This window comes from Photobacterium sanguinicancri (assembly GCF_002265265.1).
Taxonomy (GTDB): Bacteria; Pseudomonadota; Gammaproteobacteria; order Enterobacterales; family Vibrionaceae; genus Photobacterium; species Photobacterium sanguinicancri.
On the sequence record NZ_NOIF01000492.1, the window covers coordinates 1 to 398 of the forward strand.

General features: G+C 67.1%; 1 protein-coding gene. It reads left to right on the top strand.

The features are described from left to right. A partial coding sequence (locus ASV53_RS26610; protein ID WP_141226358.1) for an ABC transporter substrate-binding protein occupies positions 1–398 on the top strand: 398 nt, incomplete at both ends.

The following is a 398-nucleotide window of genomic DNA, read 5'->3' on the forward strand; positions in this document are numbered from 1 at the left end:
CTGGGTTCGACGTCGAGCTCTTCACCGACGTCGCCGGACGCATCGGCATCGACGACGTCGTCTTCACCGGCCAGGACTTCTCCGGCCTGCTCGCGGCCGTCTCGAACGGTCAGTTCGACGTCGGCGTCGCCGCCATCGGCATCACCGAGGAGCGCGAGAAGACGGTCGACTTCTCCGACGGCTACCTCGCCGGGTACCTCACCGTCATGGCATCGCCCGACAGCGACATCACCGACGAGGACAGCCTCGCCGGCAAGCGCCTCGGCGTCGTGCAGGGCACCCTGCAGGAGGCCTACGCCGTGAAGAACTTCACCGACACCGAGCTCGTGCGCTTCCCCGACAACAACTCGGCCATCTCGGCCGTGGTCAGCGGATCGATCGACGCGCACTTCCTCGAC